Here is a 20,311-nt window from a genome sequence, read left to right as displayed (position 1 = left end):
CCGCCATGGCGATGGGCAATGTGGGCGTTATCGACACTTTCCTGAATACCTTCACCACCACCATCGACAGCGGCTTCGGTCTGGTGAAGGGGAATGTGATCTCACTAGCAGGAACACTGTCCGTGCTGGATATGGCGCTGGCTGGCCTGTTCTGGGCCTGGGCTGCTGATGAGGACATCATCCAGCGTCTGGTGAAGAAGACGCTCTATATCGGATTCTTTTCCTTTCTGATCAGCAATTTCTCCAGTCTGTCGAAGACCGTCTTTGACAGTTTTGCGGCCCTTGGCCTGAGAGCCGGTGGCGGCAATCTGGCACTCGGAGACTTCCTGCGGCCCGGCCGACTGGCATCCACGGGTTTCGATGCAGCCCAGCCGCTTCTGGATTCAGTCCATAATCTCCTTGGTCCTGTCGCCTTCTTTACGAACTTCATTCAGATCTTTGTGCTCTGTCTGTCGTGGCTGATCGTGCTCGCGGCGTTCTTCATTCTGGCCGTGCAGCTTTTTGTTGCCCTGATCGAATTCAAGCTGACCACGCTGGCGGGTTTCATCCTGATCCCCTTCGCCCTGTTCAGCCGCACCGCCTTTCTGGCGGAAAAGGTGCTGGGCAATGTCGTCTCGTCGGGTGTGAAGATCATGGTGCTGGCGGTCATTTCCGCTATCGCGTCGGTTCTGTTCGCCCAGTTCTCAACCTCCTACGGCAGCGACGTTCCCACGATCGGGCAGTCCGTCTCGGTGGTGCTGGCCTCCCTTGCAATTGTCGGCCTGTCCATTTTTGGCGGCAGCATCGCCAATGGGCTGATTTCCGGCGCACCGCAGCTTGGCGCGGGAGCGGCAGTCGGTACCGGCATGGCGGTTGGCGCCATGGGTGCTGCTGCGGCGGCCGGTGTCGGGGCTGTTGCTTCCGGTGGTGCCGCAGCCCTCGGCGCCACGGCTGCCGCCGCGCGGGGAGGGGCCGCGATTGCCGGGGCTGCTACCTCCGCCTATTCGGCCGGAGCCGCAGGCGCGTCTGGCGGCGCGGGCAGCATGGCCGCCGGGATCGGAGGCATGGGCCGGGCCGTCGGTGGAAATGTCGCGAATGCCGTCAAAGGGGCGGCTTCGCGTGCCGGTTCATCCCTCAAGGAAAGCTATGCCGCCGGTGGACGCTGGGCCGCGCGCGGGATGGGGGAGGGAGGCGAAGGCGGAGCCGGGGATAACGGACCGGCACCTTCTGGAGGCGGTGGTCCTGCCGGAGAAGGGGATGGCCCCACGGGTGGCGGCCCTACCGGTGAGGGTCCGTCTGGTGGAGATGGTGGCGGTTCCGGCGAACCGCCCCGCTGGGCTCAGAAGATGAAGCGCCGCAATGCCGCCGCTCATGCTGCTGAGGCCGCCCATGTTATCCGCTCCGCCGATGGCGGGGGCGGATCTTCCTCCATCGATCTGTCGGAAAAGGAATGAGGACGATGTTCCGTCGCTCCACCACCCGCTACGGGACCACGCCCGAGCCTGTCACGCCCTATCAGAAAGCCGCGCAAGTCTGGGACGAGCGCATCGGCTCCGCCCGTGTACAGGCCCGTAACTGGCGGCTGATGGCGTTCGGCTCTCTGCTTCTGTCCGCAGGCCTTGGCGTAGGGCTGGTCTGGCAGTCCGCGCGCGGTACCATCACGCCGTGGGTCGTGCAGGTCGATCGGCTGGGGCAGGCGCAGGTCGTGGCCCCCGCGATAGCGGGCTATATGCCCGCCGATCCGCAGATCGCTTGGTATCTGGCGCAGTTCGTTCATGACGTGCGCGCTCTGTCGTCGGACCCTGTGGTGGTGCGGCAGAACTGGCTACGCGCCTATGATTTCACCACCACGTCGGGCGCTCAGGCGCTTAACGATTATGCCCGCCTCAATGATCCGTTCTCGCGCATCGGGCATGAGCAGGTCGAGGTGGACATCGCCTCGGTGATCCGGGCGTCTCCCGGCAGCTTCCGTGTCGCCTGGAGCGAGCGCCATTACCGCGACGGCGCGTTCACCGGCACCGAACGCTGGACCGCCATCGTGTCGGTCGTTCTGCACACGCCACGCGATGCCGACCATCTCAGGAAAAATCCGCTCGGAATCTACGTCTCCGCCATCAACTGGTCGAAGGAGCTTGGTCAATGACGCGCTTCATTTTCGCAGCCCTTCCTGTGGCGCTGCTCTCGCTTGCCGGTTGCGCGGGCAGTTACCATCCGCCCGTCATCCGGTACGATGACGCCGCGCGCGCGACGAGAATTCCCGATCCACCGAAGCCCGTGCAGGTGGTGGAGGTGCCACAGCCACTTCCTCTGCCGGGCCAGTTCAAGCCACTGCCGTCACGACGCACGGCCCATCCGGTCCCCGAGGTTACTGATCCGACCACGCGCGTGACCCAGGCTAATCTGGCGGCGCGCATCCAGCCGACGCGGGCCGGTTTCATCAATGCGGTGCAGGTCTATCCCTATTCTCCGGGTGCCCTCTATCAGGTCTATACCTCGCCAGGCGAGATCACGGACATCATGCTCCAGCAGGGTGAAAAACTGGTGGGCACCGGCCCAGTTGCTGCTGGGGATACGGTGCGCTGGGTCATCGGTGACACCGAAAGCGGAGAAGGGGCGACCAAACGCATCCATATCCTGGTGAAGCCGACCCGGCCGGATCTGACCACTAATCTGATCATCAATACTGACCGACGGACTTATCTGGCGGAATTGAGGTCAACACCCCCCACATACATGGCGTCGGTCTCGTGGAACTATCCCGAGGACGATCTGATTGCCCTGCACCGGCAGGACGACGCGGCCGATGACTCTGCCCCAGTGGACGCGGGGCTGAATCTCGATACCCTGAATTTCCGCTATGCCATCCAGCCGGTGAAAGGCGGCACGCCGCCCTGGTTACCCGGCCGGGCCTTTGATGACGGTCACAAGGTCTATATCGCTTTTCCATCCGGGATCGGGCAGGGGGAACTGCCGCCGCTCTTCGTGCTGGGGGCGGATGGCGGCCCGGAACTGGTCAATTACCGGGTGCGGCAGAACTGGATGATCGTGGATCGGCTGTTCGCCGCCGCTGAACTGCGGCTGGGCGATAAGCATTCCGAGCAGCGGGTGCGCATTGTCCGCATTGACGGCAGGAAGTCATGACCGGGCAGGCTCACACAGTGGGAGAAAATTCTGCGGCTCCGGCCACAGGGGGAAATTCCGCAGCATCACCGCCGCCACCTGATCTGCGTCTGCGGACGGAACGACCGCGTGTCGTGCGGCTTTCCCGCACCGTGGTCTGGTCGCTGGGCGGGGTTGGCATGATCGCGGTGGCCTTCGCGCTGGGCTATGCCCTTCAGGCAAGCCATCGGGTGTCATCCACGCCTGCCGCGCAGGACGCGGATGTGCGTCCCTCTGCCGACGGGCTGGCGGGACTGCCGTCCGACTATGTCGGCAAGGATGTGCCGAAGCTGGGACCAGCGCTGCCCGGTGATTTGGGGCATACCATCCTCCACGCACAGGAGCAGGGAAAGGCAGCCTCGGGTGGCGACGACCGCCGTGCCGCGCAGGAGGTCGAGGCCGCAATCGCCAGCAAATTGTTCGTGCAGACGGGAGAACGCGACCGGGGTACCGACCAGGCAACTCCGCCCACATCGGGTGCATCTGCGTCCCAGGCAAATCCATCTTCTTCGACCGACGCCCAATCAGGCAACCGTGCCTTTCTGGCAGGCCAGCCTGACCGCGCGACGACCAGCCCGGATCGCATCATGCCGTCAGCTTCGCCTTATATCCTTCAGGCGGGCACTGTCATCGCGGGGGCGCTGAACACGAAAATCAGCTCTGACCTTCCGGGTCAGATTACTGGCCATGTCACGCAGAACGTCTATGACAGCCCGACCGGTCGTTTCCTGCTGATCCCGCAGGGAAGCCTGCTGTTCGGGGCCTATAACAGCGGCATTTCTTTCGGGCAGCAGCGTACCCAGATCATCTGGACCCGGCTGATTTACCCGAACGGCGAGAGCCTGGTGCTGGAAAAACTGCCCGGTGGCGACGCCATCGGCCAGTCCGGCCTGTCCGATGAAGTGAACAACCACTGGGGCCAGCTTTTCAGGGCTGCCATCGTGACCACGCTCCTGAGCGTCGGATCAGAGGCCGGAACCAGTCAGAGCGAGAACAATCTGGCGCAGGCCATCCGTTCTGGGGCCAGCAATGGGTTTTCCATGGTTGGTAACCGGTTGGTTGATCGCAGCCTCAACATCCAGCCGACCCTAACCGACCGGCCGGGGCTGCCTTTCACCTTGATCCTTAACCGCGACCTTGTCCTGCAACCTCGCCACGCAAAGGAAACAGCACCATGACAACGCTGCGCATCACTGAAATTCCGGATGAAAAGCCGGTCCGCATGCCCGTGGACTTACCGGCGGACCTCCATCGTGATCTGGTGACTTACGCAGCACTGGTCAGCCAGAATGGTCAGCCCGTCGATCCAACCCGTCTCGTGCCGCACATGATCCGTGGATTCATTGCATCTGATCGAGCTTTCGCGAAGCTTAAGCGTGCGCGAGCTAAGCAGATAGTAAGCAGAGAAACTTAGTCTATTCGAGATTCTGCTTTCCCAAGAAAACAAGTATTTTATGTGCGACGGTCGACAAATTTCTATCGCGCCATCCAATGCCGTAATCAAGATGTGAAAAACCGTCGCCGTCGCGCACTTCTAGCACAGTTACCTGCTCAAGGATCGTACCTGGAAAAAATGCGAGCCAGCCAGCCGGCATGAGCGTAATACCATGTCCGTTAATGACGAGAGCGATCGTCCGCAGACTTATGATTTCTTCCCTACACACTGTTGGTAGAAAGCCAGCAATGCTTGCTTTGCGTTTTAACAGTGTAGACATGTCCTCTCCTGTATCATCGTTACCGAAGACAAAAGTTTCTTCCCGTAAATCGCTCCAACATGTCGTGACAGACGAAGCAAGAGGATGGTTTGTCGGTGTCACAGCGACAATTCGATCGCTCCACAGTGGTAAGGTAGCTGCGCAAGATTCGTTCAGCGGAAGGGCTATAATTACTAAATCAACGATACCGTCGAAAAGAGCCGAAATTACATCTCTCTTGGATACGTCACGATATATAAACGAAATACCGGGATAAAGAATTCTATACGGTTCGATGAAGGCCGACACCCGTCCTGGCGGTACATTACTTTGTATTCCTATTGATACGATACCGCTTTCACCCAAGGCGCATCTCCGAGTATATTCATAAAGAGCATTTGTGTCGTGCAACAGAGCCTCAGCTTGTCGGAGGAATGCTTCGCCGACTGGCGTAGGCGTTGTGCCAGATGATGTCCTGCGGAAAAGCTGAATTCCGACGCGCTCCTCAAGTAGCCGAAGTGAACGACTGACTGCGGACTGTTTGGAATTTAGAGCGCGTGCCGCGCCATGGATGCTTCCTTGAAGAGCAATTGCGCATACGCATTGCAGTTCCCGTAGATCAAGAGGAGGGTGTCTTACCATTCCATTTCTTTCCTCTCATACAAATTAAAATTCGACAGTTTGTAGTGTGAGTGTTGTAACGCACAATAATATAATTTATGTATACATGAAAAATATAATGTAATATTTATATGTGTCTTATATACCACAATTAATACCTAGATATATTTATTCGCATCTATAGATATGCGCGCATGACTCTAGTTTGTAGGCAGAGATAAGATTGTCGGGTCCATTCTCCCAGCAACGGCAACAATTGCAATAACAGCAATAGAAAGTGCAATTTCGGCTATTGTTCCGCGTTGAAGATATTTAAGGCTAACCGTAATGTTTCTTTTCTGGCGTAGATTTTTCACGTATACATAGCGGTTGACGCAGGCGATACAGACCATACCGCTCGTTAATCCCAGCTTGAGAATGAGTAGTGTAGAATAGACAGTGACATGCTTCGGCCATCCCCCCAGGATATTCAGGCCGAGTCCAGAGCCGGTAAGCAGGACCAGAAGCACCGCGATATGCCCCGCAGCCGAGTACCGTGCTAACGCCACTTGCATGGAGCAATCCCACTTCTTTTTTCGTGTATCACTGACAAGCATGGCAACGGGGATGAGGCCCCCGCACCAGAAACTACCTGCAAGCAAATGCACGGCCTGGAAGAACATCGCGCCCACACCGATCATGCGCACGTGACCTGTCAAGGCTGTCGCCGTCAGAAGCACGCATGCGGGTATGACCGACAGGACCGCGCCGCATTTACGCCAAGTTAGAAGTAGAAGACAGACGCCAGCTACGGCCTGAATGATCCATGCCTGTCCAATGGTGGTGTCAACAAGCACGGCTTTGCTTAAAGTCGGCGAGAAGGCATCCTGCCATCCATCTCCGACCTCGGAGACTTCGGCTGGCAGTGTTGCAACGACGATTACCGTCGTAAAAACGCTCCCCCATGCCCAAAACTTTCCCAGGCGGGCAGAGAGTGCGTTTCCGAGTTTGCGCGGAGCCAGCCACCCTGCAAAAAGCAGGCTACCTGTAAGAAAGAGCGCCAGGCTGTCTCGTGCGGCGCGACATAGGATCAGGAAAGCATCCGGTGTCATCGGTTAGTAACTGTGAACCCGTAGACGCCATGAGTCTTGTGTCCATCGACGGCAAGGGCGTGCCAGGTTACGGAATATCGTCCAGGCACGAGGTCAATTTTGAGCGGGATCGTCAGAGTCTTGCCGTCATCCGACAGGGAAACGTTTCCTGTTTCTATAACATTACCCTTGGGGCCAGTGACAACGACGCCGGTGAGCTTGACAACTACTGCTTCAGTAAAGCCTAGCGTCAGGCTCTGCGGCGCCGTTCCCGTGCTATCCGCAGCGGGTATTTCGGCGTTCAGGTGGGCATGTGCATAGGCAGGGTCCGCCATCTGCAGAACGAAGTTCCCTGCGAGACACATAGAGGCAACGATTTTACGGATAGAAGTCATGTTTACTTTCCTTGCTTGGTGTGAATTACAGCAGAAAGACAAATATTTTCAGAGAAAAAAGTCTCTTATTGACCAACGAAAAGGATACCTTCGACGCAGCTATGCTGTTGAAAACAGAATAGTATTGAAAGCTTTCGCCATGCGTTGCTCAAGCTCATCAATGTCTTTTTTAGAAATAATGAGAGGTGGTGCTAAAATTATGCTATCGTGTGAGATTCTTATCAGGACGCCGTGTTCCATACATGCTTTCACAACTGACCGTTTGATGTCTCTCTTCTCATCATTTCGGAAATCAAGCTCCCTGTAGCTACGGAATCCGACTTCAATCGCGCTTAATAATCCGATTGTCCGTGTGGATCGGACCAGTTCGTGTGCCGCAAGTTTCGAAATCATCTTTATCCAATGTTCTGAAATATCCCGCACATGATCTACTATTCTTTCATCCTCATAGATTTTTAGCGTTTCAAGGGCGACGGCAGCGGCAACAGGATGTGCGTGATATGTGCCGCCATGATGAAACCCATGGTGCATAATCGAGCAGTCCACCAATGCGGAGTGAAAATCATCATTCATGACGACCGCCGAAATCGGTTGATAGGCCGCTGAAAGCCCCTTCGATGCGACGAGGCAGTCGGGCGTCTGGTTGACGGTCTGGCTTCCCCACATCTTTCCGGTTCGACCGAAGCCCGTCACGATTTCATCGAAATAAAGAGGAATATCGCGCATCGACAAGACGTTGCGTATTGCTTCAAAATATCCTTCCGGCGCTGGGTACATGCCGCCAGCAATCGAGACTGGCTCGCAGAGGAAGGCCGCGATATTTTCGGCACCCGTGTGATCTATCAGTTCTGCCAGTTCCAGCGCCAGGCGATGTGCATAATCTTCTTCTGTTTCTCCAGCCAACGCGTCACGTGGCCAGCGGGGTTGCGCAGCATACAGAATATCGTCACCCGTCAGATCGAATGAATTGATAATGCTTTCGATCCCGCCAAGTCTCGTGGCAAATATCGTCGATCCATGGTAGCTCCCCCGACGCGTGATTATTTTATGCCGTTTTGGATTTCGTTGTTTATTGATATACCAAGTCGTTTTAATGAGAGTTTCGATAGCTTCCGATCCGGTTGTGGCGAAAAGAACGTGAGCGTCCGGTATCGGCGCTGCCGCGCTGAGCGCGTCCGCAAGCGCGTGGACGACAGGGACCGTCCGGTTTAGCGCGGTGGGATAGACTGGCAGCTCTCGCATCTGGCGTGTGGCGGCTTCGATCAGGCGTTCATTATGAAAGCCGAGCGTAGCGCAAAACAGTGCCGACACCGCGTCGATATAGTCTTTACCCGAAGAATCGAAGACGAAGACACCAGATCCAGATACCATATCGACGCCTGATGACATGGCGGAGTTGCTAAGATGCGATAAGCCGTACACCAGTCGCGAAGTCATCATTGTGCGCCTTTACCAGAGGGAGAGGCTGAGGGCAGAGCCAAAGGGCAGGTCTTTCCCGGATCTGAGAACGCCGGGTTGGTGAGGAAGCTCTGATCCGTCAGGGAGTTCAGGAAGGCGATCACGTCCGCGATCTCCGCCTCGCTGATATCGAACGGCTCTATGAACTGGTCGCGCAACGGGTTCTCTCCGTGTGGCCCTGTCGCCGACCGACCTCCCTTCGAGTAATGTGCTGCCAGCACGTCGTGCAGCGTGGCGATGGAGCCATCATGCATATAGGGACCCGTCAGAGCGACGTTGCGCAGGCTTTCCGTGCGGAATTTCCCCTCGTCCTCGGCATTGCCTGTCACTGTCCGCAGCCCGTGATCACTGGCAGGATAGGCCCCCTTGCCGTCCTCGTTATACAAGCCGGTATTGTGAAAGCCTGTTTCTGGAAAGGGCATGTTAGCCGCGCGGATATTGTCGGTCAGATTCAGGCCATTATGGCAATGCGAACATTCGAGCTTCTCGCCGAAGAAGAGCGCCTCGCCTCGTTGCGCGGCCGGGGACAGCGCCGTCTTGTCGCCATGCAGCGAGTGGTCGTAGGGACTGTCGAAGGACAGCAGCGTGCGCTCGAAGGATGCAATCGCCTTCGTGACCGTGGAGAGTGTGATCGCGCCCTTCGCCTCGGGGAAGGCGACACGGAACAGGCGCGCATAGCAGGGATCATCCGAGAGCCGGGCGAACAGCGCCTTTTCCTGGCCGCCCATGCCCAGCTCGACCGGTTGGTCGCTGAACATCGGGATCAGCATCTGCTTTTCCAGAGTGGTGAGCTGTGGATTGGCCCAGGTGTAGCTCGGCAGATAGGCTACGTTCGCCAGTGGCATCGGCGTGCGTAGTCCCGGCTCGCCATGCGCGCCTACATGCGTCGGGACACCAGAGGCAAAGCCCAGTTTCTGGAGATGGCACGACGCGCAGGCGAGCGTCCCATTCTCCGATAGCCGTTTGTCATAAAACAGCCGCCGCCCCAGTGCGACCTTCTCTGCCCTCATCGGATTGTCGGACGGGACGACTGGCGCAGGCGCCCAGGAGGGGATGTCCCAATGCCACGTCGTGGGCCGGGTTGCGGCCGATAGAAGCAGCGCCCCCCCACCCAGAAGGGCCATCTGGAGAACTTTGCGAAATAACGTGCGCATCTTATCGACCCCGAAATACCGACTGAGCCGGCGGAGAGGTCTCTGATCCGAATGGCAGGCCGAACTCACGGAACACACCTGCGCAATCCTTGTCGTCCGGTCCAGACATGCAACCTGGCGCACTATTAATCTGGTTGGTGCTGACATTACTCAGAGCGAGCAGTCGACTTATGTCGAGCTTCACGGTCTGATGCGCCGGATCGAACTCCGGCAGCGTGACCGTGACGAGGTTCGGGGCCGTGCACGCGCCCTTCGGCGCCTCGACCGCGCTGGCGGACTCACAGCCGGTGCTCCCGATATGGACAGGGAAGCCGTGCGGTCGCGCTTTGTCGCCAGGCTTCGGAATCATCGTGATGTCGAGCGTGAAAAAACGATATCCTGACTGCCAGGTCCAGAACATGCTCGTCATGTTCAGTGGTGGCTGTGCAATCGTAGGATCGCCGTGATTGGCGGCCATAGGCAGCCCAACGGTGAAGCGCAGGCCGGTGAAATGGCCTTGCGGCCAAACAAAACTGATAGCCGAGTTCGGCGACGGAGTCGTATCGCTGCATGGAATATTGCGATCGATCAGGTCGATCAGCGCTATCCCGTCACGCTGCCAGAGGCCGGACGGCCCTGGCTTGACCAGCACCGCACGGCCGTCCTTCGTGAGCAGCGCCACATCGTGGATGTAGAAGCGTAGATCGTTGATGCGGACCGTATTGTCGCTTGTCCCCACCGGGCTTATGGTTCTAGCACAACTTACCGGCTGGTTTCCGAATGCCGCCTGGAAAGTAAGGCGCCCGAGCTTTGGTGCTGCGTGGGCTTCGTTTGAAGAAAAGGCCGGGAAAATAAATAGACCCATCCCAATGAATAACAAAAAAAAATTTATTCTATACACTGACGGCGCATAGGTCAAATTGCTCACAGTATGCGGCTCCATCCAGGGAATACAGAAATTTTGTTATCAAAAATAAGGAAATACGACGGAATATCATCTTCCGGGCTTAAATCCGCACCAATTTCAATTTCTTGAATTTCTCGTTGCAGATCTACCGCACGGCACTTCCAGCCGACAGTCCAGTTTTGTTTGATACCGCGGTAAATGGCGATGCCTAGTGCTTCTGTGCGATCAGATATGGCCCACCGAGCAGCTGCAGCTCCCGCCAATTCCGATAGAATGATTTCGGAATTAGAACTATTCAGCATCTCATTTTCTTGCAACCAAATGATAACCCAGAGGTGTAATGGCCAACCAAAACAAATTTTTCGCTCAGAACCCCACCTCATAAAGGGCCGAAAAATATTGAATCCGTCTTGATCACCAGAAAAATCCAGTAGGGACGGACATGGATCATAAAGAGCATGCCAATAACCGCGCCACGCAATATCTAATCGCACCAACGCGCGCCTGTTGTCAGAAAACAAAGAAAACTGATCTGGGCGCGACATAAAGTCTATGACATCGATATCACGCAAATATTTTCTATGATTGTTCATTGTATACACTCTGGTTTTTCGATTTCAAGCGAAGGCTGTTTAAATCTTCCACTATAAGGTCGTAATCAAAATTTCCGTCTCGTTCGTAAGTAATTGTAGTATTTTCACGAAAAAACAGATCAGCATAACGATCTATGAAGATCTCCGTTTCTGATGAAATCTGCTCCGAATGTGAATCAATTAAAATATTATTATCGCTTGGTGCTGGAGTGTATCCTGCAACATGATAGTGTAGCGTTTTCGATATTACATTCTTCCAGTCGTCTATGTCTGCGCCCGTATTCCTAGAGGCACAAACAGCATTGGATATATCAAACAACACATTACATTCAGTTTTCTTTGATATATGCTCGAAGAAAGTTGGAGCTTCATAAGAACCGTCGAGCAGTGAAGGATAATTCTCTAAATATAGAGTATGACCAAGCATATCCTGCCATCGCCGAATTTTATCAAAATATATTGACCCTATTGCATAATTTATTTCGGCGAGTTGATAAAAATTAGTTCCGTTATGCTCGAAAAGTGCGATATGATCGGAAATATAAAGTGGCTGAAACGCCTCAGACATTTGCGTTATTCTGCTTGATATATACTTTAATTCTTCCTCACCTCGCTCCAAAAAACGGGATTGCATAATATGGAATGCGACAGGGCAAGGAAATTTCTTTGCAATTTCTGTTGGATTGAGATGTAAAAAATTGTCGATCAGGAGTTCGACGTAATCTATATGTCCCTCGTCAATAAGGGACATAATAGATGAGTAAGATTGGCCGCCAGTGAAATTTATGCCAATAGAACCGTTACACATCGTATACCTCCTAGGGCGAGACTGGCGCGGAAAGGCGCCAGTCTCTGTATTGTTTTAAGCGTTATAACCGCAGACACCCGAACCACACTGCAGTCCGGCCCGGACAGGTACAGAAATTTGTTTGGTTTTAAGTATAGTTATAGTAATAATCATTTCATACCTCCAGTAACCACAATAGACATTCTATGTGGCGTCTAATTATACGTAAAAAACAGGAAATAAATCAATGGAATTACGTGTAATAATTTGATTTATTTCAGAATAACCTCCTGGCGATTGTCAAAATCTATATGATAGATCAAAGCGAAAGCTGCGACCTACTTCAGGAAAATCAACGTTTGTGGAAGCCATTTTATACATACTGTATTCCTTGTCGAATAAGTTGGTAACAGCAAAATTAATTCGCCAAGGCTTGCGAGGAGGTGCCCAGGTTGCGAGTATGTCGTGCACCATATAGCCGGGACGCCGACGAATAATAGTTGCATCGTAGTTCTGAGCGTCTACGGCCATGAGGCTGTACATTAAAGTCAGTCCGATGTTCGGAAAACGGTAACGCATATCAGCGGCAACTTTATCTGGAGGCGAGTACAACCCAGCACCGGTCCGAGCGTTTGTGACTCTTATGTGGCTGAAGCTCAGATCAAACCCCCAGTTTCCTATGTCGTAATTACTATGTAGCTCAATACCGTAACGTGTGGCGTGTCCAACGTTCTGATATTGATAAATGGGTCTGTTTTTCCCATATTTTCCATTAAAACGCCCGATAGCAACTTCTTGAATGAGATTGGTTACGTCTTCGTAAAAACCTGTAGCGCGGACGCTCGCACGATCGTGCTCGCTAAACAGTGCGCTCTTTGTATAAGTAAATCCGCCTTCGTATGTTTTGGCAGATTCGGGTTTTAGATTTTTGTTAGAAACAAAATTTGCGAACCATTGATTGCCTGTCAAATCCATGTCGCTTTGCGCTGGGGTGGGAGCATTATAAGCTTTCCCCCAACTGAGATATATCATCCATTCGCGTGTTGGTTGCCACGATAATGTTATTTTTGGAAGAATAGCACCGTTTGAGCTATTTGAGAGACCTTTCCCGTGTTCAGGAAAGGTATTGTATCTATCGTAACGCAAGCTAGGGGAAAGAGTGACATGGTGGCGAAATTTTATTTCATCTTGCCCGTAAACCCCATATACCTGCTGTTGTGCGTTGGGTGTATTTGAACCAGATGTGGTGTACGTATAAAAATCGCGGTAGTAATTTACGCCTCCAGTAAATTTATGTCTTCCAAACAATCCGAAATTACGAAAGTATGATTTTTGTAAGTCGAAACCATAGGTCTCAAGGACAGTGGACCCGCCATTAGAGTCCATGCTGTTCGGCACCTGCTTTGAGGCCATTTTCGTTCTGTAAAGGGTCAGCCTTCCATCTTCCTCGCCTTGCTCGTTACGTGTTGTGAGGTGCAATGTTGACTCGTCCTGTCGGACATTTTGCTCTTGGCAGGTAGAACAGTGGTAAGTGGAAGGACCTTTTTGTGGCACTGAAGATCTATAGTTTTCATCAAGATAAAATTGCTGACCAAAATCTATTCTAATTCGGTCATTGATGTCATATCCAAGTTTAAGTAGTGCGCTGTGGCTTTGCCCGTCATTGGGTGAAAGTCTCTCGCCGCCCCCTAATCGTATCGAGTTGAAGGTTTGCCCAGAATAAGCAAGAAGCGCATCGAACTTGCCCCATTTTCCGTATATTTTTGCTGATCCCTTCCCATTTCCGTTGGCGCTTTGATAGCCGCCATCAATTTCTCCGCCCAAGCCTTGACCCGGTTTCAGAAGGGACTTTGCGTCAATAGTCTTAATTGACATAACTCCGCCGAGACCACCTGTTCCATAAAGAGTGGACGCTGATCCGGCGACAACTTCTACACTCTGGATAAAGGCGGGATCGATATAAAGCGGCGCTTCAATCCCTTGGGAATCCCAATTACGCCGTGCGCCATCGACCATCAAAATGATCTCGCGTCCCGCAAACCCACGGATTTGGGGAACCTGACCTTCCATACGCGCCGTGCCGACCATATCGACATCAGGCAAGCGATTGAGGGCATCTGAAATCGTGGAAGATTGCCTCATTTGGATGTCCTGACGTGTTATCAGGCTGACCGAGGCGGGAACGTCCTGGATCTGCTGTGGCGTTCGCGTGGCTGTGACAACGAGCCGCTCAGCTGCGTTGCTGGATATAGGGACGGCTGCTCCTGTTTTTACGTGAGCGCCGAGTTGTTTTGACGTGTTTCGTGATGACTGTTCCGGAGTTTTTTTAATCGCTGCCTGCCTGGTTGATGCGGCACTCTCACGCTCTTTTCCGGGCAGTTCATTGGCATGCGCCGCGAAGGACGGGATAAGAAAAATTGCGGCGGCAGAAAGTAAGTGCGCGCGGTGGAACGTGTGTGCGCAAACATGTGTCGAAGACATGGAAGCTGATCCTGAGCTGAGAATATCGTTCAGCCAGCAGGACGGTCATTGTCTTTTTCGTCATTAGTTTATGACGTCAGCGACGCACTATGCGTTAAGTGAACGCGTACGGTCGATGAATGACAGCTTAAACGGCCTGCGGGCGCTAGAAGACCGCAGACACAGGGGGGCCACAGGAGAAAGGAACACCAAGTGTGATGACAGGTGGAGCACGGGGGTTAACGATGTTGACGTGGCGTTGCCAACGAATAAACGCCAGTGCCAGCAAGATCACGAGAGCTGTGAACAGGAATACTGGCAGGTGCAGGAGGGGGCATAACGGACAGCTTCCATCGTGATGAGAAGGATGCCCGGACATGTGGTCGTGGTCGCCCTCATTGTCGGCTGACACAGCCTGCGTCACATTGTCCATTGTCATGCCAGGCATATCCGCACAGACGGAGTGCTTATGTGGCGTGTGATAAAGATGTGGAGCGATATCAATGCCTGTCAGGCGCAGGATGGTAGCACGAGGCATTTCTCCCGGCATTGCCTGACTCTGGATCAGGAGTTGCCCCAGAAAGCCCATGAGCGTGAACGCGACCAGAAACCAGCGGCTCAATGAAGAGCGGGGCGCAGGATGTATGGCATGGGCCATCTTTTGAAAACATATGCTCCTGTCACGGTAGACTTTTTATAAAATCCATTATGGTTGCGAGCCTGTCAACCCGATATTGCACACACATGGCAGGCATTCCTACCAGGATGCTTGAAGAGCCCATTTTGGCTTGGCGGCGGCTTTGTTTCGCAAATACGTGGAAGATCGCCGAAGTTCACATCCACGTTGCTACTTTTAACCGCTTCACAACGCTCGGAACCTCAATCACTTAGGCGGTCGTATAACAAAAAACATAAGAGCGTTCAGCACGACCAATCAGTGAATTGTGCAACAAAGCCGAATATATTTTTAGGTATTTTTAAAAATAGTTCTGTGAGGCAGGGCATAATTGACGTGTTCAGATGTTGCTCTCGCTGCCTCCTGAAACAAGTGCCGTAAAAATTTTCAAATCGATCCCTTTGACTGCACGCTGGATTGGTTCTTTCTTGAGGTGAGCATAACGTGCGGTCGATTTGAGATCGCGATGACCCAGCAGTTTCCCGATCATGACCAGATCCTCGCCGAGTTCCAGCGCATCGGATGCAAAGGAATGGCGGAGATCGTGAATGCGGACATCATGCAGCCCGGCTTCCTTTCGGATGCGCCGCCACGGCTTCTCCAGATCGGTCAGGTGACCACCGTCTTTCCGTCCCGTGATGACATAGGGATTGCCCTCAACCCGCGTGATGTCTCCAAGCAAGCCGATCGCACTCTCGCCCAACTGAACCGTGCGGGCACCATTTTTGCTGTCAGGTAATCTGATTATCCCTTCGTCCAGAAAAACATATTCCCATTTCAGACGTTGGATTTCCCGCAGGCGGCAACCGGTTAAAAGCAGGAGTTGGAACGCGTTGACGGCTTCCGGCATTGCGGAACGGCCGTCGTCGAGTGCTTTGCCAAGACGCTGATGTTCTTCTGTTGTGAGGTAGCGCTCGCGCTTCTGCTCCTTATAGCGTTTCACGCCCCTGCATGGATTGACGTTGTCTGTCCGCACACCCCAGAGGATTGCCAGAGAGAACATTTTCGACAGCACACCCAGAGTCCGGTTCGCCTGATACGGGATATGGCGATAGGCGTGGTGGAATGCGACCACATCCGAGTGGGTCAGGGTGGCCACCATCCGGCTGCCAATTTTTTTTATAATGAACAGGTCAATCGCGCGTTGATATTCGGCTTGTGTGGTTGATTTCAGATGCGTCTTTACATGCCGTTCAATGAAAGTCTTGCAGAACTGACTGATTGTGGGGGAGGTCCGCTCTTCGCCGCGTTCGGTGTTTGGGTCGTTGCCGTCTTTCACACGAGCGAGGATTTTAATCGCTTCATCGCGTGCTTTGTCTGCCGTCCAGGGACCATGATGGCCGATCGTATAACGTCGGAACCGGCCATTGGCTCGATAATGAACCACGTAGCTCATCCGACCCGAAGGCCAGACCCGCAGGGCGAAGCCGGCGACCTGATCGTCCCAGACGATGTAGTCCTTCTCAGCAGGCTGGAGGGTGGCGATTATGCGCTTTGATATCCGGGGCATGGCTGCCTCCACAGGATGCGTATAGGATGCAAGTGGGATTGAAACGTCAGCGTGAGTAAGCGTAGACAGAAGAGCCAAAATGAACGACTTATTCAATTAAAATAATAGGATAGTAGTGGTTCTTCGGGATGCGTCGGGGAATTTCGTGGCAGGGCGTAGCTCTTGCCTACAAACTCATAACCTGAAGGCCGCAGGTTCAAATCCTGCCCCCGCAACCACTGATTCCCACATTGATGTTTTCGCAAGTCCTTTCAATGACTTGCCTGATTTCGTGTCTTTCTGGTTCACGAATCTCAGCAGCGTGCCAAGCTCGCCATACAGCGTTGCGAAGATCTCGCCGCGCTTGTCGCCGGGGGAGAGAACGATCTTCTCGACCAGCGCGCGGACAGCCTCGGACGCTTCGGCCCGGTCCTCTGGCTGGTTCAGGCTCTCGGTCAGACGCTCCACCTTCTTCTTGAACATCGCCGCGACATTCGGATGAATGTCGAGTGTATCCTCCAGTTCGGAGGAGAGCAGGGCGTTCAGTTCGACTTTGCGCTCCCGTAGTACTCGCATCCGTTCCTTTATCTCTGGCTCGAACATCCCGTTTTCGATTGCGGTCAGAATACCGGCGATGCCTTTCTCGACTTTAGCCAGTTCGGCCTTCCAGCCGGCGCTGTTGGCACGGCGCTCATGATTCAGCCGGTTGGTCTCTTCCGTATAGGCTTTCATGGCTGCAGCGGCGGCTTCGGGTGTCATCAGTTTGTGTTTGAGGCCGGCGAGCACGCGTTCTTCAAGATCAGGGCGCAGGATCGTCGCCTTGTTATGGCAGGAACGGTTAGCGATCCGGTTTGAGCAGGCATAACGGTCCTTCTCGCGGAGCGAGTAGCTGCCGCCGCAGACGCCGCAGAAAATCATCCCCGAGAACAGGGATTTCGGACGACGCATACCGTTCATCCGATTCGCGGCTGATGTCCTGACCGCCGCGATGACGTTGACGTATTGGGCGGCAATCTTTGCCTGACGGTCGCGGACCGCCTGCCAGAGTGCGTCATCCACGATGCGCAGGTCGGGCACATCGGTGATGATCCACTCGGATTCAGGGTTCAGCCGCGATACCCGCTTTCCGGTTGAAGGATCCTTGATATAGCGGAGCCGGTTCCAGATGAGGCGGCCCACGTAAAGCTCGTTGTTGACGATCCCCGTGCCGCGCTGGGCGTGGCCCCGGATCGTGGTGTCGATCCACGGTTTACCGTTCGGGCCAGGGACGCTTTCATCATTGAGGGTCCGCGCGATCGCGCGTGGGCCGACGCCAGCCGCGAAATCCTTGAATATCCGACGAACCACATTGGCCTCGTTGGGGTCGATCTCCCGGTCACCCCGGATTGGATCGCCCCGCGCGTCCAGCTTCTTGATGACCTTGTAGCCGTAGCACAGACCGCCGCCGGACTTGCCGTCCTCGACGCGCCCCCGAATGCCACGATGGGTCTTCTGCGCCAGGTCTTTGAGGAACAGGGCGTTCATCGTGCCTTTGAGGCCGACATGCAGTTCGCTGATCTCGCCCTCGGCCAGGGTAACGATCATGACGCCTGCAAACTTCAGGTGCTTGAACAGGGTGGCGACATCTGCCTGATCGCGGCTGATGCGATCCAGGGCTTCGGCCAGTACGATGGTGAATTCGCCGCGTTGCGCGTCCTGCAAGAGAGTCTGGATGCCGGGGCGCAGGATCATGCTGGATCCGGAGATGCCTGCGTCCTTATAAGCGCTGGCGACCTTCCACTTTTCGCGTTTGGCGTGCTCGCGACAGATGCGGAACTGATCTTCGATCGAGGCGGCCCGCTGGTTGTCGGAGGAATAGCGGGCATAGAGCGCGACACGGACCATGGCAGGACTCCGGGCATCATCTTCCAAAAAGAGAGGGTGTCAGAGCTTACCTTGCTTCCACCCGCCGGGTGGTAGTCAATTCGTTGGCGTCGCCATCACGTTTTTCGGGCAGGCCCTGCTGGATGGCGGGTGCGGCGTTGGCGCTGCTTCTGACGCTCATAACCCTCGCGAGCCATCTGACGACCGATGAGCCGCGCCAGGCGGAGCACGCTGGCATCCGTCACATAAGGTGCGGCTGTCTCGCCGTCGGGAAGAATGATCTCGATCCGCGCTTGTCGATCTCGTGCGTCCATGACGGTTTCTCCAGACGATACTGAAGCCATTGGACAGGGTCATGCGTCATGGAAAAGAACAAAATCATCTTATGCGGTTATCGGCGGTGTTTGTGTAAGTAATAGGATAGATGAACAAACCTCAACGGGCAGACATGGAGGCTGTATGTCACGGTGAGCAGTGGTTTTCAGTTTCAATGGATTCTGCCGCCAGAAGCGATCAGATGGGAGATGTTGAACCGAACTCCACGGCGTACGACTGGTTTCGCCTAATATCGGACGCATAAGTAAGAATTCGTCTTTTCGTAAAGCGGACATAAATCCTAAAATAACAATAGGCTATCCGGTTGTTAGCCATTAGCGCTGTTCCTTTCCGAAAAGCCAGCACGGTCCGCGCCTTCTGCGATATGCTGACATACGTCTGGAACAGCATGACATGCATCGTTTGGGTCGCACGACCGGTTCATTGATCTCCACTTAATAATTAGTGGAGATCAATGGATCCATTTAATACACGACCTCTAGCAACGGTGAACCGAAGCGTCGCAAGTTCTTCGACAACGACAACCGCGGTAGTACACGATTGCGTCATACTATTAAGTTTTGCTGATGGGTTCGAGTTTGGTTGTCGCAGCTCCCAAAAGTCCAGCTGATCAGAGCAACTCCTTGAGCTCGCGGTGAGCTGGAAACTCATCCAACGCCGCGCCGATCAGGCTCTCGCGCGAAATATCACCGCCGCCGCCTAGAGAGATCAGACGGATCGCAGCGAACCACTGTGCACGTCCGTTGCCGTTCAGCTTGAGGCGCGAGACATCGCCGCCTGCCCGCAGCCAGATATCCTGATCCGTCGGGCCGAGCGGGAAGAGATCCGGCATGATCTGTTCGAGATCTCGACGGCGCTGGGCAACGCTTGGCGAAATCGACTTGGTGCCGCCGTGCATGAGTGCGACGGGAAAATTCTCCTCTAAGTCGCTCGCCTTGAATACTGGATGCTGTTGCCCCTGGACGGACTGCCTTACCGTCTCGGACACGTGGTTGAATAGGTCGAATACCCGGATGGCACCGTCGCTGGCGGCGGTGGCAGCGCCCTTGAGGCCAGTGAGCATTGCGGTCGTGAATACGCTGTTTCGCTCGTGTCTGAGCACCAAAGACGTTTCTGCTGCACGCGACGATGCGAACACGACCCGGCCGGCACCCCTCGCTAGTTGCTCCAATGACTTCTCGTCGAACCCGTTGTCGATCACCTCTTCTGTATGTTCCCCAATTCCGGACTTGAGGGTAACTGTGCCGGCGGCATGGCATGCATCTATGACAAAGATAACTCGAGGTGCCTTGATGGCGGTGATCGCGGAGGATAGCTCGGCCTCGCCGAGCGTCGTTCCCGTGACGTCTGTTAGATTGCAATCATAGGGGACGAGCGCGCTCGTCGCAGCGGCATCCTTGCCGATCCGTACACCATGGCCCGAAAAGAAGATCGCGACGGTGTCATCGGTGGTAGCGGCCGCCGCGAGATCAGCGAGCGCTCGGCGAATGTTTTCCAGTGTGGCCGCCTCGTCGGTGAGGACAGTGACGTTCGCCTCCGGATAGCCGCAGTATTTGGGCGACTTGAGAATCTCGGCAGTATCGAGCGCGTCGTTGAGCACGGCGGCGGGAAGATCCTCGACTGCCGCATAGTTGGCGATACCGATGACCAACGCACGGCCTTTGTCGAACGTCATTTAGAACTCCATTGAA

At 54.6% G+C, this 20,311-nt stretch carries 20 protein-coding genes and 1 pseudogene; 5 read left to right on the top strand and 16 right to left on the bottom strand.

What is annotated here, in order from left to right:
- Nucleotides 1–5 precede the first annotated feature (5 nt).
- Genes trbL through HNW77_RS05170 form a run of 5 tightly spaced genes read left to right on the top strand, consistent with a single transcriptional unit; the run spans nucleotide 6 to nucleotide 4,552 of the window.
- Nucleotides 6–1,433 carry a P-type conjugative transfer protein TrbL gene (gene trbL / locus HNW77_RS05190; RefSeq protein WP_034933517.1) on the top strand — a complete coding sequence of 476 codons (1,428 nt, stop codon included), beginning with the start codon at nucleotides 6–8 and terminating at the stop codon, nucleotides 1,431–1,433.
- A 5-nt stretch (nucleotides 1,434–1,438) separates the two neighbouring features.
- Nucleotides 1,439–2,122 (top strand): conjugal transfer protein TrbF, encoded by a 684-nt coding sequence (gene trbF, locus HNW77_RS05185; protein ID WP_007397923.1) that lies wholly within the window; start codon nucleotides 1,439–1,441, stop codon nucleotides 2,120–2,122.
- Complete coding sequence (trbG, locus tag HNW77_RS05180) at nucleotides 2,119–3,120, top strand: P-type conjugative transfer protein TrbG (protein WP_007397924.1); 1,002 nt, start codon at nucleotides 2,119–2,121, stop codon at nucleotides 3,118–3,120. Before trbF ends, trbG begins: the two co-directional genes overlap by 4 nt.
- Nucleotides 3,117–4,316, top strand: coding sequence for a TrbI/VirB10 family protein (locus tag HNW77_RS05175; RefSeq protein WP_029329795.1), 1,200 nt, complete (start codon nucleotides 3,117–3,119; stop codon nucleotides 4,314–4,316). Before trbG ends, HNW77_RS05175 begins: the two co-directional genes overlap by 4 nt.
- Nucleotides 4,313–4,552 (top strand): DUF2274 domain-containing protein, encoded by a 240-nt coding sequence (locus tag HNW77_RS05170; protein ID WP_007397926.1) that lies wholly within the window; start codon nucleotides 4,313–4,315, stop codon nucleotides 4,550–4,552. The genes HNW77_RS05175 and HNW77_RS05170 overlap by 4 nt, the downstream gene beginning before the upstream one ends.
- 1 nt (nucleotide 4,553) lies before the next feature.
- Here the strand turns inward: HNW77_RS05170 and HNW77_RS05165 are convergent, their stop codons facing one another.
- From HNW77_RS05165 to HNW77_RS05095, 16 genes and pseudogenes are all read right to left on the bottom strand, one after another.
- Nucleotides 4,554–5,198 carry a LysR family substrate-binding domain-containing protein gene (locus tag HNW77_RS05165; protein ID WP_228120804.1) on the bottom strand — a complete coding sequence of 215 codons (645 nt, stop codon included), beginning with the start codon at nucleotides 5,196–5,198 and terminating at the stop codon, nucleotides 4,554–4,556.
- Nucleotides 5,199–5,282: 84 nt separating this feature from the next.
- Nucleotides 5,283–5,474, bottom strand: a pseudogene (locus HNW77_RS18145) (LysR family transcriptional regulator); the annotation flags it as partial.
- 179 nt (nucleotides 5,475–5,653) lie between these two features.
- Nucleotides 5,654–6,544: a CopD family protein gene (locus HNW77_RS05160; protein WP_034931184.1), complete on the bottom strand. Its 891-nt coding sequence runs from the start codon at nucleotides 6,542–6,544 to the stop codon at nucleotides 5,654–5,656.
- Complete coding sequence (gene copC, locus HNW77_RS05155) at nucleotides 6,541–6,918, bottom strand: copper homeostasis periplasmic binding protein CopC (RefSeq protein WP_010517558.1); 378 nt, start codon at nucleotides 6,916–6,918, stop codon at nucleotides 6,541–6,543. The genes HNW77_RS05160 and copC overlap by 4 nt, the downstream gene beginning before the upstream one ends.
- A 99-nt stretch (nucleotides 6,919–7,017) precedes the next feature.
- Complete coding sequence (locus tag HNW77_RS05150) at nucleotides 7,018–8,358, bottom strand: aminotransferase class III-fold pyridoxal phosphate-dependent enzyme (protein ID WP_172155841.1); 1,341 nt, start codon at nucleotides 8,356–8,358, stop codon at nucleotides 7,018–7,020.
- On the bottom strand, nucleotides 8,355–9,530 hold the full coding sequence (locus HNW77_RS05145) for a methanobactin export MATE transporter MbnM (protein ID WP_143221966.1): 1,176 nt from the start codon (nucleotides 9,528–9,530) through the stop codon (nucleotides 8,355–8,357). The genes HNW77_RS05150 and HNW77_RS05145 overlap by 4 nt, the downstream gene beginning before the upstream one ends.
- A 1-nt stretch (nucleotide 9,531) precedes the next feature.
- Nucleotides 9,532–10,437: an MbnP family copper-binding protein gene (locus HNW77_RS05140; protein WP_157132976.1), complete on the bottom strand. Its 906-nt coding sequence runs from the start codon at nucleotides 10,435–10,437 to the stop codon at nucleotides 9,532–9,534.
- Complete coding sequence (gene mbnC / locus HNW77_RS05135) at nucleotides 10,434–11,009, bottom strand: methanobactin biosynthesis protein MbnC (RefSeq protein ID WP_010517452.1); 576 nt, start codon at nucleotides 11,007–11,009, stop codon at nucleotides 10,434–10,436. The genes HNW77_RS05140 and mbnC overlap by 4 nt, the downstream gene beginning before the upstream one ends.
- Nucleotides 10,996–11,817, bottom strand: a complete 822-nt coding sequence (gene mbnB, locus HNW77_RS05130) for a methanobactin biosynthesis protein MbnB (RefSeq protein ID WP_010517450.1) — start codon at nucleotides 11,815–11,817, stop codon at nucleotides 10,996–10,998. The genes mbnC and mbnB overlap by 14 nt, the downstream gene beginning before the upstream one ends.
- A 54-nt stretch (nucleotides 11,818–11,871) precedes the next feature.
- Nucleotides 11,872–11,970 (bottom strand): methanobactin, encoded by a 99-nt coding sequence (mbnA, locus tag HNW77_RS18060; protein ID WP_172155839.1) that lies wholly within the window; start codon nucleotides 11,968–11,970, stop codon nucleotides 11,872–11,874.
- A 126-nt stretch (nucleotides 11,971–12,096) separates the two neighbouring features.
- Nucleotides 12,097–14,277 (bottom strand): TonB-dependent receptor domain-containing protein, encoded by a 2,181-nt coding sequence (locus tag HNW77_RS05120; RefSeq protein WP_082770917.1) that lies wholly within the window; start codon nucleotides 14,275–14,277, stop codon nucleotides 12,097–12,099.
- A 145-nt stretch (nucleotides 14,278–14,422) separates the two neighbouring features.
- The gene (locus HNW77_RS17650; RefSeq protein WP_228122168.1) at nucleotides 14,423–14,794 is read right to left on the bottom strand and encodes a DUF2946 family protein; all 372 of its coding nucleotides are present in this window, start codon (nucleotides 14,792–14,794) and stop codon (nucleotides 14,423–14,425) included.
- Between the two features lie 478 nt (nucleotides 14,795–15,272).
- Entirely contained in the window at nucleotides 15,273–16,442 is a 1,170-nt protein-coding gene (locus tag HNW77_RS05110; protein WP_034931190.1) for a site-specific integrase, read from the bottom strand.
- 174 nt (nucleotides 16,443–16,616) lie between these two features.
- Entirely contained in the window at nucleotides 16,617–18,305 is a 1,689-nt protein-coding gene (locus HNW77_RS05105) for a recombinase family protein (RefSeq protein ID WP_172155835.1), read from the bottom strand.
- Between the two features lie 95 nt (nucleotides 18,306–18,400).
- Nucleotides 18,401–18,598 carry a hypothetical protein gene (locus tag HNW77_RS05100; protein WP_172155834.1) on the bottom strand — a complete coding sequence of 66 codons (198 nt, stop codon included), beginning with the start codon at nucleotides 18,596–18,598 and terminating at the stop codon, nucleotides 18,401–18,403.
- Nucleotides 18,599–19,230: 632 nt separating this feature from the next.
- Entirely contained in the window at nucleotides 19,231–20,295 is a 1,065-nt protein-coding gene (locus tag HNW77_RS05095; protein ID WP_172155832.1) for a caspase family protein, read from the bottom strand.
- Nucleotides 20,296–20,311: the final 16 nt, after the last annotated feature.

Origin of the sequence: Komagataeibacter melomenusus, from assembly GCF_013155395.1 — a bacterium.
Lineage (GTDB): Bacteria > Pseudomonadota > Alphaproteobacteria > Acetobacterales > Acetobacteraceae > Komagataeibacter > Komagataeibacter melomenusus.
The sequence above is the reverse complement of the archived record's forward strand: the minus strand, read 5'-3'. Positions and strand labels throughout refer to the sequence as shown.